The organism is Umezawaea sp. Da 62-37 (assembly GCF_032460545.1).
In the GTDB taxonomy this organism is placed as follows: domain Bacteria; phylum Actinomycetota; class Actinomycetes; order Mycobacteriales; family Pseudonocardiaceae; genus Umezawaea.
On the sequence record NZ_CP135965.1, the window covers coordinates 8,585,164 to 8,605,492 of the forward strand.

The 20,329-nt window shown below is 71.8% G+C and carries 15 protein-coding genes; 12 read left to right on the top strand and 3 right to left on the bottom strand.

Translation table 11 applies throughout. The features are described 5' to 3' along the window. Positions 1–11: 11 nt before the first annotated feature. Positions 12–794 carry a PIG-L family deacetylase gene (locus tag RM788_RS39075; protein ID WP_315924674.1) on the top strand — a complete coding sequence of 261 codons (783 nt, stop codon included), beginning with the start codon at positions 12–14 and terminating at the stop codon, positions 792–794. Between the two features lies 1 nt (position 795). Here the strand turns inward: RM788_RS39075 and RM788_RS39080 are convergent, their stop codons facing one another. Continuing rightward, entirely contained in the window at positions 796–2,262 is a 1,467-nt protein-coding gene (locus RM788_RS39080) for an SDR family NAD(P)-dependent oxidoreductase (RefSeq protein WP_315924676.1), read from the bottom strand. Positions 2,263–2,397: 135 nt separating this feature from the next. On the opposite strand from RM788_RS39080, the gene RM788_RS39085 reads away from it, so the two are divergent. The 3 genes from RM788_RS39085 to RM788_RS39095 all read left to right on the top strand — a co-directional run bounded on the left by RM788_RS39085 (position 2,398) and on the right by RM788_RS39095 (position 5,060). Then, on the top strand, positions 2,398–3,603 hold the full coding sequence (locus RM788_RS39085; protein WP_315924678.1) for a hypothetical protein: 1,206 nt from the start codon (positions 2,398–2,400) through the stop codon (positions 3,601–3,603). After that, complete coding sequence (locus tag RM788_RS39090) at positions 3,603–4,331, top strand: hypothetical protein (RefSeq protein ID WP_315924680.1); 729 nt, start codon at positions 3,603–3,605, stop codon at positions 4,329–4,331. Before RM788_RS39085 ends, RM788_RS39090 begins: the two co-directional genes overlap by 1 nt. A 240-nt stretch (positions 4,332–4,571) precedes the next feature. After that, positions 4,572–5,060 carry a hypothetical protein gene (locus RM788_RS39095; protein WP_315924682.1) on the top strand — a complete coding sequence of 163 codons (489 nt, stop codon included), beginning with the start codon at positions 4,572–4,574 and terminating at the stop codon, positions 5,058–5,060. On the opposite strand, the gene RM788_RS39100 is transcribed toward RM788_RS39095, so the two are convergent. Beyond that, the gene (locus tag RM788_RS39100; protein ID WP_315924684.1) at positions 5,039–7,636 is read right to left on the bottom strand and encodes a helix-turn-helix transcriptional regulator; all 2,598 of its coding nucleotides are present in this window, start codon (positions 7,634–7,636) and stop codon (positions 5,039–5,041) included. The two genes, RM788_RS39095 and RM788_RS39100, sit on opposite strands and share 22 nt — an antisense overlap. Positions 7,637–7,752: 116 nt before the next feature. Between RM788_RS39100 and RM788_RS39105 the strand changes: the two genes are divergently transcribed. Together RM788_RS39105 and idi are read left to right on the top strand one after the other, a co-directional pair. Next, complete coding sequence (locus RM788_RS39105; protein ID WP_315924686.1) at positions 7,753–9,558, top strand: proprotein convertase P-domain-containing protein; 1,806 nt, start codon at positions 7,753–7,755, stop codon at positions 9,556–9,558. An 86-nt stretch (positions 9,559–9,644) separates the two neighbouring features. After that, positions 9,645–10,229: an isopentenyl-diphosphate Delta-isomerase gene (gene idi / locus RM788_RS39110; RefSeq protein WP_315924688.1), complete on the top strand. Its 585-nt coding sequence runs from the start codon at positions 9,645–9,647 to the stop codon at positions 10,227–10,229. 633 nt (positions 10,230–10,862) lie between these two features. Here the strand turns inward: idi and RM788_RS39115 are convergent. Then, positions 10,863–11,294 (bottom strand): YdeI/OmpD-associated family protein, encoded by a 432-nt coding sequence (locus RM788_RS39115; RefSeq protein ID WP_315924690.1) that lies wholly within the window; start codon positions 11,292–11,294, stop codon positions 10,863–10,865. 359 nt (positions 11,295–11,653) lie between these two features. Here RM788_RS39115 and RM788_RS39120 point away from each other — a divergent pair, with 359 nt between their 5' ends. From RM788_RS39120 to RM788_RS39145, 6 genes are all read left to right on the top strand, one after another. Beyond that, the gene (locus tag RM788_RS39120; RefSeq protein WP_315924692.1) at positions 11,654–12,961 is read left to right on the top strand and encodes a DUF1996 domain-containing protein; all 1,308 of its coding nucleotides are present in this window, start codon (positions 11,654–11,656) and stop codon (positions 12,959–12,961) included. Between the two features lie 41 nt (positions 12,962–13,002). Then, complete coding sequence (locus RM788_RS39125; protein WP_315924694.1) at positions 13,003–14,793, top strand: discoidin domain-containing protein; 1,791 nt, start codon at positions 13,003–13,005, stop codon at positions 14,791–14,793. Positions 14,794–14,918: 125 nt separating this feature from the next. Further along, on the top strand, positions 14,919–15,935 hold the full coding sequence (locus tag RM788_RS39130; RefSeq protein WP_315924696.1) for a LacI family DNA-binding transcriptional regulator: 1,017 nt from the start codon (positions 14,919–14,921) through the stop codon (positions 15,933–15,935). Positions 15,936–15,972: 37 nt separating this feature from the next. After that, on the top strand, positions 15,973–16,545 hold the full coding sequence (locus RM788_RS39135) for a DUF305 domain-containing protein (RefSeq protein ID WP_315924701.1): 573 nt from the start codon (positions 15,973–15,975) through the stop codon (positions 16,543–16,545). A 142-nt stretch (positions 16,546–16,687) separates the two neighbouring features. Next, the gene (locus RM788_RS39140; RefSeq protein ID WP_315924704.1) at positions 16,688–18,640 is read left to right on the top strand and encodes a hypothetical protein; all 1,953 of its coding nucleotides are present in this window, start codon (positions 16,688–16,690) and stop codon (positions 18,638–18,640) included. Then, positions 18,637–20,316 (top strand): hypothetical protein, encoded by a 1,680-nt coding sequence (locus RM788_RS39145; protein ID WP_315924709.1) that lies wholly within the window; start codon positions 18,637–18,639, stop codon positions 20,314–20,316. The genes RM788_RS39140 and RM788_RS39145 overlap by 4 nt, the downstream gene beginning before the upstream one ends. The last annotated feature ends 13 nt before the right edge of the window (positions 20,317–20,329 follow it).

Consider the following 20,329-nt stretch of genomic DNA (forward strand, 5'->3'; position numbering starts at 1 on the left):
CGTTCGGTCCCATGGCAACCCTCGTGTCCTTCCACGCCCACCCGGACGACGAATGCATCCTGTGCGGCGGCGTCATGCGCAAAGCCGCCGATGAGGGGCACCGGGTCGTCCTGGTCGTCGCGACCCGCGGCGAGGTGGGGGAGGTGGCCGACGGGTTCCTGGACGAGGGTGAGCTCCTGCGCGACCGGCGGGTCCGCGAGACCCACGCGTCGGCGGAGGTGCTGGGGGCCAAGCGCGTCGAGTTCCTCGGGTACGTGGACTCCGGGATGATGGGGGAGTCCACCAACGACGCCCCGAACACGTTCTGGACGGCCGATGTGGAGGAAGCCGCCGCCCGGCTCGCAGCGATCCTGGTGGAGGAGAAGGCCGACGTGCTGACCGTGTACGACGACCACGGCGGCTACGGGCACCCCGACCACATCCAGGTGCACCGGGTCGGGATGCGGGCCGCCGAGCTGGCCGGGACCCCGAGGGTCTACCAGGCCACGATGAACCGCGACCACGCCCGCCGCGGCTGGGAAGCCGCTCAGGCGGCCGGGATCGAGATGCCGGACATCTCCGGGGACAACATGTTCGGCACGCCGGAGGGCGAGCTGACGACGGCCGTGGACGTGGCCGGGTACGCCGACGTCAAGCGGGCGGCCATGCGGGCGCACGCCAGCCAGATCAGCGAGCAGTCGTTCTTCCTCGGCCAGACCGACGAGGCGTTCGCCTACGCGTTCGGGACCGAGTGGTTCATCCGCGTCGGCGCCGCGCCGGGGATCGTCGAGGACGACCTGTTCACCGGGCTGTAGATCACCAGGCCGACGGTTCGAAGTCCTTCAGGAAGCAGCCGTAGAGGTCCACGCCCTGCTCGCCCCGAACGATGGGGTCGTACACCCGTGCGGCGCCGTCGACCAGGTCGAGCGGGGCGTGGAAGCCCTCGTCGGCGAGGCGCATCTTGGTGGGGTGCGGGCGTTCGTCGGTGATCCAGCCGGTGTCCACCGCGGTCATCAGGATGCCGTCGGTCAGCATCTCCTCCGCGCTGGTGCGGGTCAGCATGTTCAGTGCGGCCTTGGCCATGTTGGTGTGCGGGTGGCCGGGCCCCTTGTAGGCCCTGCTGAACTGGCCCTCCATGGCGGACACGTTCACCACGTACTTGCGCCGCGCCGGTGAGGCCGCCATCGCCGCGCGCAGCTTCGACACCAGGATGAACGGCGCGGTCATGTTGCAGAGCTGCACTTCCAGCAGTTCGAGGGCGTCCACCTCGTTGACGCGCTGCGTCCAGCTGTTCTCGTCGTGCAGGTCCGGGAGCAGGCCGCCCGCGTCGATGGCGGTGCCGGTGGCGATCCGCGCCGGTGACGCCGACCCGGCGGTCAGCGCCAGCGCGGTCAGGGCGTGCGGGGTGGGGACGGCGGGCATCGCGCCCTCCAGCGCCGCCGGGTGGGCGTCGTTGGTGTGGCCGAACGTGATCAGCTCCGGCAGCGGCCCGTCGGGCAGCGGCGCGGACTCCAGGGCGGCAAGCGGGGCGTAGGACTGCGGCGAGCGGCGCACGGTCTGGGCGGCGTTGTTGATGAGCACGTCCAGCGGGCCCGCCGCCGCGACGGAGTCGGCCAGCGCCATGACCTGCGACGGGTCGCGCAGGTCGATGCCGACGATCCGCAGGCGGTGCAGCCAGTCCGCGCTGTCCGGCATGGCCTTGAACCGGCGGACCGCGTCGTTGGGGAAGCGGGTCGTGATCGTGGTGTGCGCGCCGTCGCGGAGCAGGCGCAGCGCGATGTACATGCCGATCTTCGCGCGGCCGCCGGTGAGCAGCGCGCGGCGGCCGGACAGGTCGACGGAGGCGTCGCGGCGCGAGCGGTTGCGGGCGGCGCACGGCGGGCAGAGCTGGTGGTAGAAGGCGTCGACCTCGGTGTACCTGTTCTTGCAGGTGTAGCAGGCCTTCGCCTTGATCAGCGTGCCCGCCTTCGCGCCCGGCGTGCTGTCGACCAGCAGGATGCCCTGGGTCTCGTCGTCGATGCGCTGCGGCGACCCGGTGGCGGTCGACTCGATGACGGCGCGGTCCGCGGCCGACTCCGCTTCGCGGCGGGCGGTGCGGCGCATCTTGCGGACGGTCTTGAAGATGCCCGCGGTGGCCCTGCGGATCGCGACCGCGTCCCGGTGCTCGGTCGGCAGCTGTTCGACCTGCGCCAACACCCGCAGGCAGATCGCCATCTGCGCCGGATCGACCCCCGCCACGTCCTGGCTCGGGTCGATCTCCACGTCGTGCTCGGTCACCGTCATGCCCTACTACCGTCCGTATGTCGCCTGCTCAGGGTTCCGTGAGCACTGTACCGGCGTTCGGGCAACGCCCGTTCCAGTGAGAATTCCGTCGCCGGAAGGGTGAAATACGCGTGAGGCCGGGCTAGGGTGCCCGGCATGTCAACAGCGGATGGTCCGCGCGTCAAGCGACTGGCGCACCCCGACGCGAACATCAAGGCGCGTTCCCTGGGCGTGTCCCGAGGTCGCCCCGTGATCGCGCTCTTCTCCTCCGGCGACCCCCTGACCACGGAACTGGGCGCGCAGGTGCTCCCGTTGCTGCGCCGGGTGGTCACCGGGCGGGACGCCGTGTTCGTCACGGCGGGCGCCGACGTCGGGGTCGTGCACCTGCTCGGAGTCGCGCTCGAAGCGGTCGAGGGGAAGCTGCCGCCGTTCGTGGCCGTGGCCCCCAGTGGCAAGGTCGTCACCGGGGAGGACATGCCGTCGGAGGGTGAGCTGGCTCTCAACCCCAGCCACGACGTGGCCGTGCTCGTGCCCGGCAAGAACTGGGGCGAGGAGACGCCCGCCCTGTTCCGCACGATCGACGCCATCACCGGCAAGCGCGGCAAGGCCATCGCGCTGCTGATCGGCGGTGCCGACCTCGCCCGCGACCAGCTCTCCGCGCACCTGAGCGGCGACCGGCCGCTGGTCGTCGTCGCGGGCACCGGCGGCCTGGCCGACGAGATCTCCGGCGGCACCCTGTCCGAGGACGACGACCTCGCCGTCCTGATCCGCAGCGGCAGCGTCGCCGTCGTCCACATCGACGAGGGCCCCGAGCGCGTCGTGGCGGCGCTGGAGAGCTTCATCGGCGGCCCGCCCGCCGCGCCGCTGACGATCTTCCCGAAGCTGCGCTTCCGCGCCCCCGAGCCGGTCCCGATCATCGATCCCGGCTTCGTCGTCGAGTACCCGCTGCTGGCCGACTCGATCCACGAGGCCAACCGCGTGATCGCGCCCGCGTTCCACGAGTGCGAGGTGGCCGCGGGCCGGGAGCGCAACCACGCCCGCCTGCTGATCGTGCTGGCCATCGCCGCGGGCTTCACCACCGTCTCCTTCGGAGCCCTCCAGGCCTGGCTGGCCGCCGAGGCCTGGCCCGGTGTCCTGGTCGCGGTGGCGGGCGCCCTCGCCGCCGCGCTGGTCGCCATCTCCCGCCGGTACGAGGCGTCGGAGGACGACCTGTCCGCCGCGGGCCGCGCCGAATCGCTGCGCGCCCTGTACTTCGACCACCTGGCCGCCCCACTGCCCACGTCCGACGCCGACCGCGAGGAGCGCGTTCGCGAGCTCGCGAACGCGGTGGCGCGGTACCGCCATGAACCGGTGACCCCCTGATGAGCGACACGACGTCCGACACCGACACCTCCGCGCCGACACCGGCCAAGCCCGCCCCCAAGGCGGCGCGGGCGAAGCCCCCGGCCAAGTCCATCTCCGACGCGCTCGCGCCCGCGCCGGCGCAGGAACCGGCGGCCAGGCCCGCGCAGCCCACCGCCGCGCAGGCACCGGCACCGGCCGCCAAGCAGGGCCCGGCACCGGTGGCGAAGCCCGCGACCCCGCAGGCGGCGGCGCCCAAGCCCGCCGCTGCGGCACCGGCGGTCAAGCCGAGTCCCGCGCCCAGGCCCGTCGTCAAGGCGCCCGCACGGCCGAGGCCGCCGGTCTCCGAGGCGGAGCGCCGCACCCAGTTCCTCCGCGTCTACCTCAAGCACCGCGTCGGCGAACGCCTGGACGGCTTCGAACGGGGCCGCGCCAAGTACGCCAAGGCCCGCCGGTGGACGGGGGCGTTCTCGGTGCTCCTGCTGGCCGCCGCCGCCGCGCTCGGCGCCGCGGCGGCCGCGGACGCGAGCAGGCGGCCCATGTGGGGCTTCCTCGCCGCGGTCGTGGCCGCGGCCGCGATGGCCGTCGTCTGGTACGAGTCCGCGTTCGGCCTGCGCAGGCTGGCCCGCCGTTCGGCCAGCGGCGTGGCGCTGCTGGAGTTGCTGCAAGCGCACGGCGCGGCCACCGACGAGGACGGCGTGGCGGCGTTCGTCACCGAGGTCGAAAGCGTCCTGCGCCACTCCGACTGACCGCTCCGACCAACGAACCTGCCCTCCGCGCAACTCCCGCGCGGAGGGCTGTTTCGTGGGCAACGTGCGCGCCGGGCAAGAAGCGTTAACGCTTTACCCGAACGGCAACAAAACGGACAGATGGGTTCGTGAACCCGTATGCGCGGGCGAGTCGGCCCTGTCGCCGCACGACCCGACCCCGCCAGAATCCCCCGAAGCCCGGCCGCAGTCGGGGAACAACCAACTTCTGGGGAGAAGTCCATGCGCCTTGCCCGCACGCTCGCCGTTCTGGCGTTCGCGGTGTTCGCCGTGTTCGCAGGCACCTCCGTCGCGAGTGCCGATGTCTCCGCCCAGGTCACCAAGCTGACCCACAGCGACGCCACGGGCCGCCTCACGGCCGCCGGGATCACGTGGGCGTCGAGCGGTGGTTGCAGCAACCGCAACAACTCCACCTGCACGTCGTTCGACCAGGTCAACCTCGCCACGATCCAGGGCGCGGGTGTCCTCAAGCGCGCCAGCGGTTGCGCGCTGGTCATCACCGGCGGCACCGAGACCGGCCACGCCAGCGGCACCTACAGCCACTGGAACGGCTACAAGGTCGACTTCCGGATGACCACCTGCCTGACCAACTACATCACCGGCCACTTCACGTCCATCGGCGGCGGCAAGTGGGAAGCCAACTCCGGCAACGTCTACTTCAACGAGTCGAGCCACTGGGACGTCACCTTCTACAACTGCGGCGGCTGCTGAGCCCACCCCGCGGCTAGCTGGGAGCGCGAGCGCACGCCCACCTTGCGGTAGACGCGGGTGAGCGTCGCCTCGACGGTCTTCACGCTGACCGCCAACGCGGACGCGACCTGCTGGTTGCTCGCACCGCGCCCCACCAGTTCCGCCACTCGCGCCTCGGCCTCGGTGAGTCCCGCACCGGGCCGGGGCGCGAGCCGGTCCACGGCGTCCTGCGCGAGCGCCGTCCACGGGTGCGCCTCCAGACCGGCGAACAGCTCCACCGCCTCCCGCAGCACGGCCCGAGCCGCACCGCGCCTGCGCCGCCGCCGTTGCACGCCCGCCAGCGCGAGCAGCGTCCGCCCGCGTTCCAGCGGCAGCACCGCCCGCGCGGCCGCGGCGGTCAGCAGGTCGACGTCCGAGGTGAGCACGCCCTCGGCCCGGTCCAGCCCCACCAGCACCCCGGCGTGGTCCGTCGCCGCGCGGGTCCGGGTGATCAGCCCCCGTGCCGCGTCCTGGTCGCCGACGGCGACCAGCGCCTCGGCGAGGTCGCCGTGCCAGCGCAGGATCGACGGGTCGCCCACCACCTGCTCGTCCTCCAGCACCCGCACCCGCTCCAGCACCCCGACGGCCTCCGCGGCGCGGTCCGTCGCCAGCAGCACGGTCCCGGCGGCGTGCAGCGTCCGGGACAGGAACACGCGGTCGTGCTCCTCCTCGGACGCCCGCGCCCCGCGCAGCGCGTAGTCCAGCGCCCGCTCGAACGACCCGCCCGCCGCCTCGGCCAACGCCGCCGTGCACCAGGCGGGACCGGGGGACAGGCCCGCTTCGGCGGTGGTCCGCACGGCGCGGCGCGCGTGGTGCAGCGCCGCCCCGCACCGCCCGGCCCGCGCCTCCACCTCGGCCAGGCTCCGCAGCACGTCGGTGATGTCCTCGGCGGACCCCGACCGCTCGGCCACCGGCAGCAGCGCCAGCAGCTGCGCCCGCGCGTCCACCAGCCGGTCGTCGAACAGCGCGTGCCGGACGGCCAGGTAGGCGGGGGAGTTGTGCACCCCCAGCGCGCTCCCGTCGACCGGCAGCGCCAACGCCCGCGCCAGCACCGCGTCCGCGCTCGGCATCCCGAGCACCCGTTCCATCCGCGCCTGCATCGTCAACGCCATCGCCCGCACGGTCAGGTCGCCGCCGCGCGCGGCCAGCTCCGCGGAGTCCGCCGCCACGGCCCGCGCCGCCACCGGGTCGCCGTCGCACAGGTTGGCCTTCCACGACTCCCGCAGCCGCACCGCCGCCACCAGCGCCGGATTACCGCCCGCTTCGGCGAAGGCGTGCGCGAACTCCTCGTCGACGGCGTCGAGCGACTGGCCGGACACGTCCACAAGGGACAGTCGCGCGTGGACCCGGTCCACCGCGCTGGTGCTGCGGGACAGCACCAGGTTCGCCGCCTCCCGCGCCCGTTCCACGTGCCCGGCGAACCCGGCGTCGACGGCCGCCCGCACCGACCTCGCCACGAGCGCCACCTCGTCGGCGGCGGGGGTCCGCCGAGCCGCGAGCAGGCCCAGTTCCGCGGCCAGCGCCCGGTTCCCGTGCGCGCGGGCCACCGCCGCGGCCTCCTGCGTGCGCCGGGCGAGGTCCGCGTCCGGCTCGTCCGCGGCGAGCGCCGCGTGCCGCGCCCGTTCCACCGGGTCGTCGACCACCTCGGCCAGCACCCCGTGCAGCGCCAGCCGTTCCGCGTGCGGCACCCCGGCCGTGGACGCCAGCACCCCCGCGGTGAACCGCACGTGGTCGGTCTCGTCGATCGAGACCAGGTCGGCCGCCACCGCCTCCGCCAGGTGCGCGTCGACCTCGGCCCCGCGCGCCCGGTGCAGCACGGCGACGGTCGGCCGATCCGCGAGCGCCGCGATCCGCAGCGTCCGCACGGCGTCCGGCCCCACCTCGGCCCACCGCTCCCGCACCGCCGAGCGCACCCGTTCGGGCACCGGGACGGCCTCGAACGGCCGCAGGTCGTGGTCCAGCGCGGCGATGGCGGCGCCCAGCTCCAGCGCCAGCGCGAGGTTCCCGCCGCTCAGCGCGTGCACCCTGCCCGCCCACCGGTACCGCAACCCCTGCTGCGCCAACAACTCCGCGATCCCGTCCGCGGCCAACGGCGGCAGGGCCCAGCGCGCCGCGCCCTCGCCGCACACCGCCGCGGCGCGCACCGGCGTCCGGTGCGCCCGCTCGACCGCGACCACCCGCAGCCCCGCGGGCGCCTGCCGCAACGCGAACGCGAGCAGCTCCGCGCTCTCCGCGTCGAGCCACTGCGCGTTGTCCAGCACCAGCAGCGTCCGCGGCCCCAACGCCCTGACCAGCTCCGCGGCCCGTCCCCGCGCCACCAGCCGGTCGACCCCGGCGGTGATCGGTCCGACCTCGTGCGGCACCACCCCGCGCAGCTCCGCCAGCCCGGCGAACGGCAGGTCCGCGTCGGCCGCGTCCGGCGCCAGCCACACCGCCCGCGGCGCCCGCCCGGCCAGCGCGCGGGCCACCGTCGACTTGCCGATCCCGGCGGGACCGTGCAGCACGAGCCTGCGCACCCCGTCGAACGCGTCCACCGCCACACCCCGGCTGATCAGCACCTCCACATCCTGGGGGCGCGGTCCGGAACGGGCGAGTCCGACAAGGGGTTTCCCCGATTTCGCGGCCTCCGGAGCCGACCTAGCGTCGGGTCACCCTGCACGAACTGGAGTGGCCCATGTTGCGAAAAGCCCTGCTGGCGACCAGTGCCTGCGCCCTGTTCCTGTCCCTCGCGCCCGGTGGTGCGGCGGCGGCTCCTGATGAGCCGCCGCCCGCCGTCGTCGACGCCCTGCAACGCGATCTCGGCCTCACGGAGGCGCAGGCCGTGACGAGGCTGACCGCCGAGGCCGGCGCCCAGCGCGCCTCGGCCGCCCTGCCGGAGTCCGTCGGCGCCCGGTGGTTCGACGCCGCGTCCGGCAAGCTCGTCGTGGCGGTGACCGACCCCGCCTCGGCGAGCCGGGTCCGGGCGCTGGGCGCCGAGGCCAGGCTCGTCGAACGCGGCCAGGCGGCGTTGGCCGACCTGACCAGGTCCATCGGCGGCCTGGCCGGTGACGGCGTCGCGGGCGTCACCGGCTGGGGCCCCGACCCGGCGGCCGACGGCGTCGTCGTCCGGGTCGACCGGGCCGCGAAGACCGCGGCCACCACGGCGTTCCTCGACCGCGTCCGGGCATTCGGCGCCCCGGTGCGGGTGGTCGAGTCGGCCGCCCCGGTGCAGCAGTCCGGCACCGTCCAGCCCGGCAACCCGTGGTGGCCCGGCAGCGAGAGCAACTGCTCGGTCGGCTTCCCCGCCACGGATTCCGGCGGTGGCAAGCACTTCGTCACCGCCGGGCACTGCACGAACGACGCGGACCAGGCCGCCTACGGCCAGTCCGGCCAGCAGAACAGGATCGGCACGTCCAACACCGGCGGCTCCCGGACCGTGAACGCCCGCGAGGGCGACATGGGCGTCGTGGCCGTCACGGAGGCGGGCTGGACGCTGTCGGCCGCGGTCAACACCTGGGGGAGCGCCCCGGTGACGGTCACCGGGTCGGTCGAACCCCTGGTCGGCCAGTCGGTCTGCCACTCCGGCAACACGTCGAAGTGGAAGTGCGGCGCGGTCACCGCGGTCGGGCAGACGGTCGACTACGGCTCGACCGTGGTCGAGGGCCTGGCCACCACGACGGCGTGCTCGATGGGCGGCGACTCCGGCGGCGCCTGGCTGGCGGGGGACAAGGCGGTCGGCCTGCACTCCGGCGGCCAGTCCTCGTGCAGCCCCGGCGGCGCGGACGACCAGTCGATCTTCCAGCCGGTGGGCGAGGCGCTGCGCAAGTGGGGCCTCACCCTCGTCACCGGGACCGGCGGCGGGACCCCGGACGCCGAAGCGCCGTCCGCCCCCGCCGGCCTCCGCTCCACCGCCACGACGTCGAACAGCGTCTCGTTGGCGTGGACGGCGTCCACGGACAACGTCGGCGTGACCGGGTACGAGGTCTACCGGGGCGGTGCCCTCGCCACGACCGTGTCGACGACATCGGCCACGATCAGCGGATTGACACCGGACACGGACAACGCGTTCTCCGTGAAGGCGAAGGACGCCGCGGGCAACACGTCCGCGGCCAGCGCGCCGGTGACCGTGCACACGCCGCCCGGCAGCCCCGGCGGCGGCCGGACCTTCCGCGACGACACCGACTTCCCGATCCGGGACCACGGCGTCGCGGCGAGTCCGATCAAGGTCGCGCTGGCCGGACAAGCGGGGCGCACGCCGGCTGTCGTGGTCACCGCGTCGCACACCTGCGCGCAGGACCTGACCATCACGCTGGTCGGCCCGTCGGGTCGCGCGTACCCGCTCCAGCGCTACGGCGGCTACCCGTGCACGGCCTTCCCGAGCCCCCGGACGTTCACCGCATCGGGTGTCAGCGAGCAGTCCGCCGGCACCTGGACGCTGCGCGTCGGGGACAACGGACCCGGTGACACCGGCACGCTGGATGCCTGGTCGATCACCCTGTGACCCCCTCCGGAGGCTGCCGCGCACCCGTTGCGCGGCAGCCTTCCGAGGGAATTCCGCGTTCCCGGTGATGTGGCAAGGTGTTCGGAGTGACCACGGAACAGGTTCTCTTGTTGGACGAATCGGGCAACCAGGTGGGTCTGGCCGACAAGGCCGAGGTGCACCACGCCGACACCCCGCTGCACCTGGCCTTCTCCAGTTACCTCTTCGACGACCGCGGGCGCACGCTCCTCACCCGCCGCGCGCTGCACAAGAAGACGTGGCCGGGTATCTGGACCAACACCTGCTGCGGCCACCCCGCGCCCGGCGAGCGGATGACCGGCGGCGTGCTGCGCAGGCTGGCCGACGAGCTGGGACTGCCGGGGGTGCGCGAGGTCGACCTGGTGCTGCCGCGCTTCCGGTACCGGGCGGTGATGCCGAACGGTGTGGTGGAGAACGAGATGTGCCCGGTGTTCCGGGGCGTCGCCGTGGGCGACCCGGATCCCAACCCGGATGAGGTCGACTCGGTGGAATGGGTGCTGTGGCAGGACTTCGTGGAGTCCGTGCTGGAGGGGACCAGGGATGTGTCGCCTTGGTGCAAGTTGCAGGTGGCGGAGTTGGACAAGCTGGGGCCGGATCCGCTTGCGTGGCCGGTGGCGGACGCGGGGGCGCTTCCGCCTGCGGTGCGTCTTTGATTTTGCTGGAGTGGGGTGTTCGGAGGGTTGGGAGGGTCGGGGTGGGGGGTTTCGGGGGTCGTGTTTTTGGGGGTTGGGCGGGGTGGTTGGGGCTGGAGTTTTGGTGGGTGGCGGGGTAGTTCGCTGGAGGTTGTAGGGCGGGGTGCGGCCGTGTCTTTCGCGTCTGGTCGACGTGAGTGGTCGCTTTTTGTCTGCGCGGTTGTTTGCGGCCTTGTGCGGCCTGTCTTGGGGTGGGGTGCGGCGCAGTTTGTGGCGGAGCCCGGCCCCCGGCGCGCGATTGTCTCAATGCCCCACCCCTGTTTGTCAAGGCGGGAAAGATGCCTTGACAAACAGGGGTGGGGCAGGAGGGCGCTGTGTATCGGGGGCAGGGGTAGGTCTGGCTCCGCCAGCGTTGGCTGTGCCGGTTTAGGGCACCTCGCTGCGCGTCGGTAGGCGGCGGGCGCTCCGCACCGGGTGCGAGGGGGCGGCTGCGCCGATGGGGACGGGGCTGTGCCCGGCAGGGCGGCGGGCGCTCCGCGCCGGATGCTGGTGGCCGGCTACGCCGATGGGCGTTGGGGTATGCCTGATATGTCCGGTGCTCTGCGGCGGACAAGGCGTCCAAGCTGCGGTGGACCTGAGGTGTGTGGGGCGGTCTTAGCCTCGGAGGTCAATGGCGGTTTTGGTGATGCGGCGTTGGCGGGTTTCCGTGGTTTTCGCATCCTCGATGGGGGTTACCAGGCGGCGTTTGGCGCTGTAGGAGAGTGCGTCGAACCTGCGGCGGGATTCGGGGTCCAGTGCGGTGGCGAGGTCGTCGGGGACTGTGATTTCGCGGGGGTCGGTGTCCAGTTCAAGGTTGATGGTGATTTCGTCGTTGGCGGTTGTTCCGGTGGCGGCGCGGACCTCGGCGCTGATGGGGAGCATGAACACGCCGTTCATCGAGGCGATGCTGCTGCGGTAGGTGTAGGTGCCGATGGTTGCCCGTACGGCGGGTTTTCTGCTGGAACCGAGGGCGGTGACGATCTCGGCGGGGACCTGTGCGCCGGTCGCGGTTTTGCCGCTGAGCAGCACCTTCGCGCGGAATTCCATGGCGAGGAGTATGCCTCGCGGGGGGTGTTTCGGCAGGCGGGTGTGTTCTGGTGTGGGGCAAGCGCTTTCCGCAAGGTGGGCTGCTGGTGCGGCTGAAGGCGGGCGGGTGTGTGGGCCATTCGGGTGCTTGGGGGTGGGCCTGCGGGAGAGCGCTCTCTCATCGTGGTCCTGGTGAAGTGCGGCTGATGGCCGAAGTTGGACCGGAACTCCCGGTATTCCTTGACAGTCATCCGCGCGCGGTCCTAGCGTCCGCTGAGAGAGCGCTCTCTTGAAACCTCCTCGTAACCTTTCCGGGCCGTCCCGGTGCCAGGTCCACGGCACCGGGTCTGCACGGCCCGCTCCCCTGCGAAAGGAGAGTCGTGGCATTCACGATTCGCCGTGCGCCCAACCGGTGGCGAGGTCTGTTCGCGGGCCTTGCGATCGCTGGTCTCACCGCGTCCGCTCTGTACGTCGGCAGCACCAACGCCGTCGCCGCCCCCGACCTGCTGTCCCAAGGCGCCACCGCGGCCGCCTCGTCGTCCGAGAACGGCGGCAGCCTCGCGCCGGCCGCGGTGGACGGCAACTTCGGTACCCGTTGGTCCAGCGCCGCGTCCGACGGGCAGTGGTTGCGCGTTGACCTCGGGTCGACCTCGACCGTCAGCCAGGTCAAGCTGACCTGGGAGAACGCGTACGCCAGCTCGTACCGCATCCAGACCTCCGCGAACGGTGCGGACGGCTGGACCACGATCAAGACGGTGACCGGTGGGGTCGGCGGTGTCGAGACGCTGGCGGTCTCGGGTTCCGGTCGGTACGTGCGGATCGAGGGCATCACCCGCGCGACCCAGTACGGCATCTCGCTGTGGGAGTTCCAGGTCTACGGCACCCGCACCGGCCCGCCGCCCACGACCACGCCCCCGCCGTCCGGCCCGATCGTGCGGGTGGCGGAGTTCCTCGCGTCCTGCCCGTTCAGCCACCGCCTGCCGGATGACCCGATCGTGGCCCCCGGCCTGCCCGGCGCGTCGCACATGCACGCGTTCTTCGGCAACACGTCGACCAACGCCAACAGCAACATCAACACGCTGCTGGCCGCGAACAGCAACTGCAGCCCGGCGCTGGACCTGTCGTCGTACTGGATCCCGGACTTCTACAACAACAACCAGGTCGTGGTGCCGGATCCGCCGACGTTCTACTACCTGGGCGAGGGTGTGCGCGACGACGTGATCGCGCGGATCCAGCCGCTACCGCTGGGCCTGCGGATCGTGGCGGGCAACGCGAAGGCGACCGCACCCGACGCCACGACCATCTCCCGCTGGTCGTGCCTGCACGCCGGCCAGGTCAACCCGTCGAAGGACTTCGTGGAATGCCCCGCGGGCACGGAGCTGGAGTCCTACTTGGACTTCCCGCAGTGCTGGAACGGGCGTGACCTCGACTCGGCGGACCACAAGAGCCACATGGCCTACCCGGTCAACGGCGACTGCCCGGCCACCCACCCGGTGCCGGTGCCGAAGCTGCGCCAGGTCGTCCGGTACCCGATCAGCGGCAACCCGGCGGGCTTCCGCCTCGCCTCGGGCGCGGGATTCACGATGCACGGCGACTTCTTCAACGCGTGGCCCGAGGCCGAGATGGCTCGCCGCGTGCGCGACTGCATCAACCCCATCATCAAGTGCGGGGTCGACGGCCGACCGTGAGCCGTGCCGTCCGTCCTGTTGCGACGATCAATGGAGAAGTCATGCAACCACCCGCCTGGGGCGCACGGCACCGGGGTCGGCTCGTCGCCGTCCTGACGGCTGTCGTGACCGCCTGCGCGGTCGCAGTCCCCATCCTCACGGCCCACGCCGCGGCACCGGTGTGCGGCACCGCCAACGCGGCGCAGGGCAAGCCCGTCACGGCGTCCTCGGTCGAGGTCGGCAGCCCGTTCGTCGCCACTTCGGCGGTGGACGGCGACGCGGGCACGCGCTGGTCGAGCGTGCCCGGTGACCCGCAGTGGCTGCGGGTCGACCTCGGCTCCACGCAGAACGTCTGCGGTGCCACGCTGAACTGGGAGGCCGCCTACGCGACGGCCTACCAGATCCAGACCTCCGCCGACGGCAACGCGTGGACGCAGGTCTACTCGACGACGACGAGCACCGGTGGTGTCCAGAACGTCAGCTTCACCGGCAGCGGACGCTACATCCGCGTCAACACCACGGCCCGCGCCACCCAGTGGGGCGTCTCGCTGTGGGAGTTCGCGGTGCGCACCAGCACCGACACGGGCACCCCGCCCACCACCACGACGACCCCGCCGAACAACGGCGGCGACGTCCTGCTGTCGTACAAGAAGCCGGGAACGGCCTCCACGCAGCAGAACGACGCCAACTGCGGCGGCTGCACCACCGACAAGGCGTTCGACTTCGACCCGGCCACCCGGTGGGCGACCGCGACCGACGTCGGCTGGGTCGACCCCGGTTGGATCCAGGTCGACCTCGGCGCGACCGCCCAGATCCACAAGGTCGTCCTCCAGTGGGACCCGGCCTTCGGCAAGTCCTACGAGATCCAGGTCTCGCCGAACGGCACGGGCAACTGGACGCCGATCTACTCCACGACGACGAGCACCGGCTTCAAGCAGACGCTCACCGTCAACGGCAGCGGCCGGTACGTGCGGATGTACGGCACGGCCCGCGGCTCGGCGTACGGCTACTCGCTCTGGGAGTTCCAGGTGTGGGGCACCGGCGGCGCGCCGAACCCGCAGCCGGTGATCCCGCCGGACCCGCGCAACCCGAAGCAGCTGGTGTGGTCCGACGAGTTCAACACGGCCAACGGCACCAAGCCGGACGCGAACAAGTGGCGCCCGGAGACCGGTACCGGCCAGAACGCCGAACTCCAGTACTACACGAACAACAACAACACCTTCACCGACGGCAACGGCAACCTGGTGCTCGAAGCGCGCCGCGAGGTCACCCCCGGATCGGCCTGCCCGGTCGACCCGGTGAGCGGCAGCGGGACGTGCCAGTACACCTCGTCCAGGCTGATCACGCACGGCAAGGCCACCTGGACGTACGGCCGCGTCGAGGCGAACATCAAGGTGTCCGGCACCAAGGGCCTGTGGCCCGCGTTCTGGATGCTGGGCGCGAACATCATCGACAACGGCACGCCGTGGCCGAACTCCGGTGAGATCGACATCATGGAGCACCTCGGCCGCGAACCCAACACGGCCTACCAGACCATCCACGGTCCGGCGTACTTCGGCGGCGGCGGCATCGGCGCCCCGCTGGCGCTGCCGGGTGGGGCGGACTACATGAACGCCTTCCACAAGTTCACCCTGGACTGGGACAGCAAGGGCATCAAGATGTCGATCGACGACCAGCAGGTCATCGCCATCGACAAGGCGACCGTCGAGGCCACTCGCGGTCCGTGGGTGTTCGACCACCCGTTCTTCATCATCCTGAACAACGCGGTGGGCGGTGACTGGCCCGGTCCCCCGGACGCCAGCACGGTCTTCCCGCAGCGGATGCTCGTCGACTACGTCCGCGTCTACCAGTAGGCCAGGACCTGGCACGACCACCGCGCGGCTCCGGGGTCCCACTCCCGGAGCCGCGCGGCGTCCATTCAGGACCGACCTCGTCGTGAAGACCGGGTGTTCGCTTGAAGAACGGTATAAAGGCAGACGTGCCAGAGCCCCGCTCCACCCCCGCCCCGGTCACCCTGGAAGAGGTGGCGCGGGTCGCCGGTGTGTCACGGGCGACGGTGTCGCGGGTGGTCAACGGGGTCTCCACGGTCGACGAGGAGCTCCGCGAGATGGTCACCCGAGCCATCGTCGCCACCGGCTACACCCCCAACCGCGCGGCCAGGTCCCTGGTGACCAGGCGCGCGGGCGCCATCGGCCTGGTGCTGCCCGACGAGGGCCGGATGCTGGGCGACCCGTACTTCGGCCGGGTCGTCGGCGGCGTCATGGACGTGACCCAGCCGCTGGGCGTGCAACTGGTCCTGACCAGCGCGGGAACCGGCACCCACCAGCAGGTCGTCGCCGACCTGCGCCAGGGCAGGCTCGACGGCGTCATCCTCATCCACACCCACGGCGCCGACCCGCTGCCCCGCCTGCTCATCGAGTCGAACCTGCCCGTGGTCCTGGCCGCCCGCCCGGTCCGCCCCATGCCCATCACCTACGTCGACGTCAACCAGACCGCGGGCGCCGCCCTCGCCGCCCACCACCTCGCCGACCGCGGCTGCTTCCGCGTCGCCACCATCACCGGTCCTGTCTCCACCACCGCCGCCCAGGACCGCCTCTCCGGCTTCCGCCAGGTCATGACCGAGCGCGGCTACCCCGACGTGGTGGCCGTGGAGGCCGACTTCACCCACGAGGGCGGCGCCACCGCGATGGAGGAACTCCTGGTCAGGTGCCCCGACGTCGACGGCATCTTCATCGCCTCCGACCTCATGGCCCACGGCGCCCTGCCGGTCCTGCGCCGCCACGGCCTCCACGTCCCCGACGACATCGCCGTCGTCGGCTTCGACGACAGCAGCCCCGCCCTCGCCTGCGACCCGCCCCTCACCACGGTCCGCCAACCCGTCGAGGACATGGCGGCCGAGATGGCCCGACTCCTGCTCGGCCGCATCGAACGCCCCGGCAGACCGGTCAGCGCCGTCGTCTTCGAACCGACCCTCGTCATCCGCCAGTCCGCGTAGTCCAACCCACTTGTGACCTCATCCTGGGAGTGATCACATGCTCCGCACCACCCTCGCCCTCACCGCCCTGCTGCTCCTGGCGGCCTGCACCGCCCAACCGGACGGGCACGCCGACCACACCCACCCCGCCGCATCCCCGAGCGGCTCCGCGAGCCAGGCCCCGTCAGGCGGTTTCAGCGACACCGACGTCGCCTACGTCCAACTGGCGATCCCGCAGGACGAAACCGCCCTGCCGGTCCTCGAACTCGCCAAGACGAGGGAGGGTGTCGACCCCGCGCTGGTCGCGCTGGTGACCGAGGTGGAAACCGGCCACCACGACGAACTGGACAAGCTGCGCGAAGCCCTGTCGGACGCGGGGCAGACCTACCTGAACCTGCACGACGGCCACGACATGCCGGGCATGGTCACCGCGGACGAACTCGACAAGCTCGCCAAGGCGACGGGCCAGGCCTTCGACGACCAGTTGCGCACCCTGCTGCGCGCCCACTTCGAGGAGTCGACCACCGTGGCCAAGTCCGAACTCGCGGCGGGCAGCAGCCCCGAAGTCCTGGAGGTGACCAGGAACATCGAAACCAGCCGCGCCTCCTACCTCACCAAACTGGGCACCTGACCCGTTGCCGCAAGAATGCGGTCGATTCGGCTTTCCATACACGAAAAATCGCACCTCAAGGGGTGAAAAAATCGTGTAACCGTTCCGCCCCCTCGATCGACTCCCCGAAAAGATGTCGTGCAAGTCTTCAGGGGGAGACGTCGTGATCAGGCCACTACTGGGCCGCTCAACCGAACGCAAGCTGGTGCGCCAACTCCTGGTCCGCCCGGAAAGCGGGCCCTCGCCGCACCTGCCCGTCCTGGTCGTCGAGGGTGCGTCGGCCACCGGCAAGACCTCCATGCTCACCGACCTGGCGCGGGGGTGGGCGGGGAAGGTCCCCAACTCCTACCTGAACGTCGAGGCGGTGGAACGGGAGACCGGGGAACACGCCGTCCCCGAACTCCTGGCGGCCATCGCCTTCCAGTTGAGCCGGCGCTGCGGGCGGTACGGATCGCTGCGCTTCGACCGCATGGTCATCGGGTTGGAGGTCATGCGCCTCGAACTCAGCGACGTGGACCCGGAGTCGGCGCACCGGCAGATCGACTCGATGCTGAACCGGCGACGTGATCTGACCGCGCTCAAACGGGTTCTCGCCGATGGCGCCCAGGGTGTGCTGCACCTCGTCCCGAGCCCCGTCGCGGCACCGGCGAGCCTCGCGGACTGGCTCGTCGGGGTCGCCGTGGACAAGCTGTCCGGACTCCTGTTGAACGGGGACGCGCTCGGACGGGCCAAGGAGTGGTGGGGCAACCAGGACCGCGACCTCGGCCTCGACCCCGTCGGGCAGCTGGCCGACCTGAACTGGGCTCGTCGGCACCCGGCGCGGGCTCATGCCCGCGGCCAGGTGGACGAGTTGCTGTGCGGTGCTTTCCTCGCCGACCTCCGGGACGACTTCCACTCCGGCAGGCGCTCCGACGAGTGGCCGCTGCACTGCCTGACCCTGCTCGACGACGTCGACTGCGCGTTGGGGCAGGCGTTCCTCCGACGACTGGTCGCGGCGCAGGAAGCGGTCGACGACGTGGAGGTGCGGACGACACCCGTGGCCGTCGTGGTGGCGAGCGCGGGGGCGCTGGTGGCCGGGATGTCCAGACTGGAACGGGTGCGCGTGGCGCAGGTGTCGACTTCCCGCGATCTCGTGCTGTCCGGGGTTCCCCACCACAGGTGGGCGCGTCGTCCCCTGCCCGCGCTCTCGCTCGACGACGTTCGGAAGGTGGTGGGCGGCGGACTGGCCGACTACCAGTCCGACACGCCCGTCGACGGGCTGCACGCGATGACGGGCGGCCACGCGGGCGCGGTGGCCCTCCTGCTCGCGGTGATCGCGGAATGCGGTCCGCCCGACGTCGAACCCGAGACGCTGCTGGCACTGGAGCACCAGGGCGAGCAGGTCGAGGACCTGCTGATCGCCCGGCTGCTCCCCGAGATGACCGAGGACGACCTCGAGGTCCTCACGACGTGTTCGGCCGCGCTCGACCGCCACGAGGGGCAGCGGCTGCTCGGCCGCCTCGCGGAGCGCGACGGCGCCACGACGCTGCCGTCCGGCATCTGGGACCCGGCGGGCGAGGTGCCCACCACCCTGGTCAGGGCGCTGCTGCTGCGCAGGCTGGCGAAGCGCGCCGCCGACCACCCGTGGAGTTGGGACTCCGCCCACGGGGCGCTGGTCACCACGACCACCTCGCCGGTCGTCCTCGCGGAAGCCACCGACCTGCACCACGTCCTGGCGACGGGGCGGATAGGGGACGTGCTCGACGAACTGGCGCGTTCCCTGGAAGTCCTGGCGTTCCCGCAGTGGCTGGAGCTGATCCAGACGACGGTCAGCGCTCCCCGCGCGCGCTCGGAGCCGGAGCAGCCCGAGGGGGATTGGCCCTCGTTCCTGCCGTCGCTGCTCGTCCGCTGGCAGGAGGTCTCCGACCCGCTGCTGGCGGGCGGTGCGCGCGCCAGGCTCCACGACCGGATCGCGGCCGGGCTGAACGACCTGGCCACGTACGTCGACGACACGTGCGACGAGCTGCTCGACCTGATCGCGTCGCACCAGAACGAGGCGCGGCGCTGGCGTCGGAACATCCGCCGCCGCGGCGTGGTCGGCAACCCCCCGCTTCCACGGCCCGGAGGAACGCGTTGACCGAGAAGTCGACCGAGAAGCAGTACGAGGTGCCGGAACGGGAAATCGCGCGGAAGCGCAGAAGACGGCGGTGGGTGGCGATCTTCGCGGTGGTGGCGCTGCTCGTCGGTGGTGGGGTCTGGTACCTGGTCCAGCGCACGGGCTACTGCGACGGCGTGGAAGGCACGACCGGACAGGGGTTCGGGCTCCACCGCGACGAGGACGATCCGGAGGGGCAGTGCCTCGGCTGGACCGTCGACCGGGCTCACGCGTTCGGGACGACGGACCCGCGTGTCCAGGCGGTCGTCGACGCCATCGTCAAGGAGAACCAGGCCGTGGCCGCGAGCAGCGGCGCCTCCGGGTACGTCCGGGTGGCGGTCATGATGCCCATGGTCTCCAGGCAGGGCAGCAAACTGGACGCCAACTCGATCCTGCACGCCCTCCAGGGGGCTCGGACGGCGCTGGAGGTCGTGAACAGCGACCCCCAGTACGGGGACGTCAGGCTCAAGGTGCAGCTCGTGCTGGCCAACATCGGGTGGGACCAGAAGTCCTGGCGGGGAGTCGTCGAACAGCTCGGTGGGCTGACCGGGGGCGACCACCCGCTGGTGGCGGTGACCGGTCTCGGCGTGAGCGTGCCCGAGACCAGGGAAGCCGCGGCGGCGTTGAACGCCCGCTGGGGGCTGCCCTCCATCGGCGCCGTGCTCACCGCGGACGACATGACCACCAGGGGGACCGAATCCGCCGACGCGCTGCCCTCGCTGTTCAAGGTCTCGCCGTCGAACCACGACTACGCCCTGGCGCTGAAGGCGGTGCTCGACAGGGACTACCCCGCGGCCACCAGCGGATTCCTGGTCGCCGATCGGAACAACGACAACTACGTCGAGAGCCTCGGCAAGGCGTTCGTCCACGTGTTCGGGGACTTCCACCTCGACGAGCACCGGGCGTCCTTCACCGGCAGCACGACGGACATCAAGCAGGCGTCGAACCTGTTCCAGCCGGTGATCGGCGCGATCAACGCGTTCACCGAGGCCAACGCGGGCAAACCCGCCGTGGTCCTCTACGCGGGTCGGGACGCGGACCTGCCGTCCTTCGTGCGGAGCCTGGGCACCCGCGTGAGGAAGGACGGTGACCTGGTGCTGGCCACGGGGATGACCGGGTTGACCGTGACGACCTCCGAGGCCACGGGGACGGTCGACCAGCTGTTGACCACCGCGGACCTCGCGGACGCGAAGGTGAGGATCGTGGCCGCCGCCTCCACCGACGTCGTCGGGTGGAAGGGGGGTGGTGACGGCGTGCCGAAGCGCTTCGACAAGTTCCTGACGACCTTCACCAAGGACCTCGGATATGCCGAAAGCGATCTGGACGACGGGTACGCCGTGATGCACCACGACGCCGTGGCGGCGGCCGTCAAGGCGGCGAGGAGCATCTACTCGAACAGCGACGGCGCGCGGCTCCCCACGCCGCTGGACGTCCGGAACGGGCTCTACTCGTTGAAGAACGACCAGGTCGAGGGCGCGTCGGGATCGTTCTCCTGGGAGGAGGCGACGACGTCGTACAACGACCTCTGGCCGGTGGGCAAACCGGTCCCGATCATCACCTTCCCGAGGACCGCGCAGCCGTCCGCGCCCTACACGACCGCCTGCCGGGTGCTCGTGGACTCCACATCGCTGAAGGACTACGACGTCGTCGACTGCTAGCCGGGAGGGCGCC